The sequence below is a fragment of the Streptomyces sp. NRRL S-31 genome, assembly GCF_000718775.1.
Lineage (GTDB): Bacteria > Actinomycetota > Actinomycetes > Streptomycetales > Streptomycetaceae > Streptomyces.
This window is the reverse complement of the sequence record NZ_JOCB01000182.1, coordinates 1-4,954: the sequence shown is the minus strand read 5'-3', so window position 1 is coordinate 4,954 and position 4,954 is coordinate 1. Positions and strand designations below refer to the sequence as shown.

3 protein-coding genes and 1 pseudogene are annotated in these 4,954 nt (G+C 76.5%); 2 read left to right on the top strand and 2 right to left on the bottom strand.

All coding sequences use genetic code 11. From position 1 onward, the window contains the following. Both IF37_RS0137850 and IF37_RS0137845 read right to left on the bottom strand, forming a co-directional pair. The coding region (locus IF37_RS0137850; RefSeq protein WP_253915965.1) for a DUF5682 family protein at window positions 1–2,023 on the bottom strand (2,023 nt) is incomplete at its 3' end. Next, window positions 2,020–3,174: an AAA family ATPase gene (locus tag IF37_RS0137845; RefSeq protein WP_030754053.1), complete on the bottom strand. Its 1,155-nt coding sequence runs from the start codon at window positions 3,172–3,174 to the stop codon at window positions 2,020–2,022. The genes IF37_RS0137850 and IF37_RS0137845, both read right to left, overlap by 4 nt. A gap of 132 nt (window positions 3,175–3,306) precedes the next feature. Between IF37_RS0137845 and IF37_RS0137840 the strand changes: the two genes are divergently transcribed. After that, window positions 3,307–4,662 carry an SWIM zinc finger family protein gene (locus IF37_RS0137840; RefSeq protein ID WP_030754049.1) on the top strand — a complete coding sequence of 452 codons (1,356 nt, stop codon included), beginning with the start codon at window positions 3,307–3,309 and terminating at the stop codon, window positions 4,660–4,662. Between the two features lie 55 nt (window positions 4,663–4,717). Next, window positions 4,718–4,954, top strand: a pseudogene (locus IF37_RS40235) (hypothetical protein); the annotation flags it as partial.

Sequence of the window (4,954 nt, the reverse complement as noted above, 5' to 3'; positions counted from 1 at the left end):
CTCCGGGGGCGGGGCCGGGGGCGGGGGCGGGGCAGGCTTCGGGTCCGTGTCCGGCTCTGGGGGCGGTGCCGGGGCCGGGGACAGTGCCGGTACCGGTGCCGGAGGCGGTTGTGACGGTGGCCCCTGTGGACGCCCGGACGCCGCCGGACGCGGCGGGCAGGCTCTCCGTCAGCAGTCCCACCGCCGTGTGCACGGCGTCCACATGGCCGCGCATCTCCTCCGCCGCGTCCGCGTCCAGCGCGGCGCAGGCCGGCGGCAGGCCGACGAAGACGCGTTCGGCGAGGCCCGCCGCCACCTCCGCCAGCGCGCCGGTGTCGGTGCCCCGGACGTCGCCGTAGCGCAGCGAGCGGACCAGCGCGGGCAGGGCCTGGGCGAGGTGGCCGACATCGGTGTCCAGGGCGGCCCGGTCGGCGAGCACCCGCATGACGAACGGCAGCGCGTCCGGCAGCCCGGCGAGCAGGCACTGCTCGGCGAGCGCGGTGACGTCGGCCAGGGTGCGCGCCTCCGTCGCGTCCGCCTCCGCCCTGGCCCGCGCGGCGGCGAGGACGGTCGTCCCCCAGACGCCCGCCTCCGCGACCCGCACCGACAGCTCGGGTTCCCAGCGCAGCCGCCAGGTCTCCCGGAAGGTGCCCGTGCTCCCCCGGGACCGGACCGGCTCGCCCCAGCCGACACCGAGCAGCCGCAGCCGGTGCAGCAGCCTGCTGCGGCCGGCGTCGGTGTCACCGCGCAGGTCCAGCTCCAGCTCGCGCTCCAGCGCCTCGGGCTTGAGCCGCAGCGAGCGCTGCCGCCGGGCCAGGTCGCGCTGCAACGGCACGGCGGGCGCCGACTCCGGCACCTCCCCCAGGTCGTCCCCGACCACCAGCCGGTCGTGCACCAGTGCCAGCGGTACGTCCGAGCCCTCGCACAGCACCGCGCGCACCGCGTCCGTGGTCTCGCCCAGGCCGGGCAGCGGGCGCCCGCGCAGCACCGCCAGGGTCTCCGCGAGCCGGACGGCCTCGATGACGTGCGCGGAGGAGACGATCCGGTCCTCCTCCCGCAGCAGCCCGGCCACCTTGGTCAGCCACCGTTCGACCGGCCGGTCCCGGGCGTGGAAGAGGTGTCCGTACCAGCCGGGCGAGTCGATGCCCGCGCCGTACCCGCCGGCCCGGGCCAGTCTGCGATGCGTCCACGGCACCCAGGTCAGATCGGTCTTGACCTTGGGCAGGCCCTTGAGCAGGGACCGGTCGGCGGTGACCGTGGTCCTCTCCCGCAGCGCGGGCACGTGCCAGGCCCCGCACACCACGGCCACGGCGTGGCCGAACTCCTTGCGCGCGTCCCGCAGCCGCAGCCGCATGTGCGCCTCGCGGACGAGGTCCCGGGGGCGCCCGCCGACGCCGTACCGCTCGCGCAGCGCGCCCATGGCCTCCGCCATCGCGGCGAACGGCGCGAAGGGGTCGTGCGCGCCCGGCCCCCGGTGCTCGACGACGTCCTCCCACCAGCGCTCCGGGTCGTCGTACCCGGCCGCCTCGGCGAGGACGGCGAGGGGGTCGACACGGACCTGGTCGTCGCCGGTGACGGGACCGGGCGGGTGAGGGGCGACCGCGGCGGGTGGCGCGGCCCCGGCAGACCCCTGATCGCTCTCCTCTTCCCCCTCCTCCTCGTCCCCCTTCTGCTCGTCCTCTTTCGTGTCCTGCCACGCGAGGGTGTGCGTGGCCGGCAGGTCGATGAAGCGGGCCGGGACGCCGTTTTCCAGGGCCCAGCGGATGGCCACCCACTCCGGGCTGAACTCGGCGAACGGCCAGAAGGCCGACCGGCCCGGTTCGTCCACGGCGTGCGCGAGCAGGGCGACCGGAGGCCGCAGACCCGGGTCGGCGGCCAGCGGGATCAGCGCGTCGGCCTCGGGCGGACCCTCGACGAGGACGACGTCGGGGCGGGCGGCGTCCAGCGCGGCCCGGACCGCGCGCGCCGAACCGGGCCCGTGGTGCCGTACGCCCAGCAGCAGCGGCCCGGAGCCGTACGGCGAGCTCCGGTCGGTGCCGGTCATGCGCTCACCTCGCGGCAGGCGCGGTAGAAGTCGGTCCAGCCCTCGCGCTCGCGGACGACCGCCTCCAGGTACTCCTGCCAGACGACCCGGTCGGCCGCCGGGTCGCGGACGACGGCGCCGAGGATGCCCGCGGCGACGTCTCCGGGGCGCAGCACGCCGTCGCCGAAGTGGGCGGCGAGCGCGAGGCCGTTGGTGACGACGGAGATCGCCTCCGCCGTGGACAGGGTGCCGCTCGGGGACTTCAGCTTCGTGCGGCCGTCGGCGGTGATGCCGTCGCGCAGCTCGCGGAAGACGGTGACGACCCGGCGGATCTCCTCAATGCCGTCGGGCGCGGCCGGCAGGTCGAGGGAACGGCCGAGCTGCTCGACCCGGCGGGTGACGATGTCGACCTCCGCGTCGGCGCTCTCCGGCAGCGGCAGCACCACTGTGTTGAAGCGGCGGCGCAGCGCGCTGGAGAGGTCGTTGACCCCGCGGTCGCGGTCGTTGGCGGTGGCGATGAGGTTGAAGCCACGGACCGCCTGGACCTCTTCGCCCAGCTCGGGGATGGGTAGGGTCTTCTCGGACAGGATCGTGATCAGCGTGTCCTGGACGTCGGCCGGGATACGGGTCAGCTCCTCCACGCGGGCCGTCATGCCCTCGGCCATGGCCCGCATGACGGGGCTGGGCACGAGGGCGTCGCGGCTCGGGCCGTGGGCGAGGAGCCGCGCGTAGTTCCAGCCGTACCGGATCGCCTCCTCCGGGGTGCCGGCCGTGCCCTGCACCAGCAGCGTCGAGTCACCGCTGACGGCGGCGGCCAGGTGTTCCGACACCCAGGTCTTGGCGGTGCCGGGGACACCGAGCAGGAGCAGGGCGCGGTCGGTGGCGAGTGTGGTGACGGCGACCTCGACGATGCGGCGCGGACCCACGTACTTCGGTGTGATCACCGTGCCGTCCGGCAGGGTGCCCCCGAGCAGGTACGTCGCCACCGCCCACGGTGACAGTTTCCAGCGGGCCGGGCGTGGGCGGTCGTCCTGCGCGGCGAGCGCGGCGAGTTCGGCCGCGAACGCCTGCTCGGCATGCGGGCGCAAGGCCTGCTCGGCACGCGGTCGCGACGCCTGCGCGGTCTCGGTGCGGTCGGTCTCGGCGGTCGTCGGTCGCACGGACACAGTCATGGCTGAGGCCCCCTCCAGCTCGGCCGGTTCGGATCTGGCATCCACCGTGCACCACGCCACTGACAATCGCTGTGACCTGCGCTAACGCGCTCACCGGGCCGATTGTCAGTGGCGGGACCTACCGTCGGTGGCATGACTGAGCAGGGGGTGCGCCGGACCGCGGACCAGGTGCTGGCACTGGCGCCTGACGCGGCGTCACGCAAGGCGGGGAGCAAGCTCGGAGTGGCCGGACCGTGGTCCGGGACCGGCAGCGGAGAGGGGACGGTGTGGGGGCTGTGCAAGGGCAGCGGCAGCAGGCCGTACCAGACGGTGGTGGACCTGGCCGACGCGACCGGGCCGGCGTACAAGTGCAGCTGCCCGAGCCGTAAGTTCCCGTGCAAGCACGCGCTCGGCCTGCTCCTGCTCTGGGCGGCGGACGACGGCGCGGTGCCGGGCGGCGCGGTGCCGCCGGACTGGGCCGGGCAGTGGCTCGCCGGACGGCGTGGCCGGGCCGAGGCCGGGAAGACCCGGTCCGAGCGGGGTCCGGGCGCCGCGCCCGCCGATCCGGAGGCGGCCCGGCGGCGGGCCGAGCGCCGGGCCGATCGGGTCACGGCGGGCGCGGCCGAGCTGGAACAGCGGCTGGCGGACCTGTTGCGCGGCGGCCTGGCCACGGCCGAACAGGCGGGGTACGGACTGTGGGACGAGACGGCGGCCCGCATGGTCGACGCCCAGGCCCCCGGCTTGGCGGCCCGGGTGCGGGAGTTGGGGGCGATCGCGGCGTCCGGCGCGGGCTGGCCGGCACGCCTGCTGGAGGAGTGCGCGCTGCTGCACCTGCTCGACCAGGGCTGGCTGCGCCGCGACCGGCTGCCGGACGGCCTCGCGGCCACGGTCCGCTCCCGGGTCGGCCTGCCCGCCGCGCCGGACGGCCCGCCGGTGCGCGACCGCTGGCTGGTCCTCGCCCAGTACGACTCGGTGGACCCGAAGCTGACGACGCGGCGGATATGGCTGCACGGCGCCGGCTCCGGCGGGACCCGGCTGCTGCTGTCCTACGGCGCCGCGGGCCGGGCGCCGGAGCTGTCCCTGCCGGTCGGCCTGGCCCTGGAGGCGGAGGTGACGGCGTACGCCGGCGTGGGGCGGACCCGGGCCGCCCTGGGCGAGCGGTTCACCCCGCCGGAACCGGCCGCGTTCCGCCCGCCGGGCACGACCACCGCCGAGGCGGTGGCCCGGTACGGCGAGGCGCTGCGCGACGACCCCTGGCTGGAGTCGGTCCCGGTGACCCTGGACCGGGTGGTGCCGGTCCCGGACGGCGACCGGTGGCAGCTGGCCGACGCCGGCACGGACACGGCTCTGCCGCTGACCCGGGCCGCCCGCTCCCGGCCCGGTCTGTGGCGGCTGGTCGCCCTGTCCGGCGGCGCCCCCGTCACCGTCTTCGGCGAGTGCGGCCACCTCGGCTTCACCCCGCTCACGGCCTGGCCGGAAGGGGCGGACGAGGCGGTTCCGCTGTGCTGAGCGGCCGTACGGACACCCACGCGCGCGTACTGACAAGTGAGGGGAAGGGGACGCCATGAGCGGGGCACCGACCGGTGACGGCACGACGACGCCGGAGATCACCTGGGAGGAGCTGGTCACCACCGCGCTCCTCGGCACCGACCGGCGTGCCCCGGCGCACGTCCCGCCCGGCCGCACGGCTCCGGTCGCGCTGCTGGACGCGGCCGCCGTGGCGACCGTACGGCGGCCGCGTCCAGCAGCGCGACCGGAGCCGTGCGGCCGGGCGGGACGTGCGCCCGGGCACGCCGGTCGG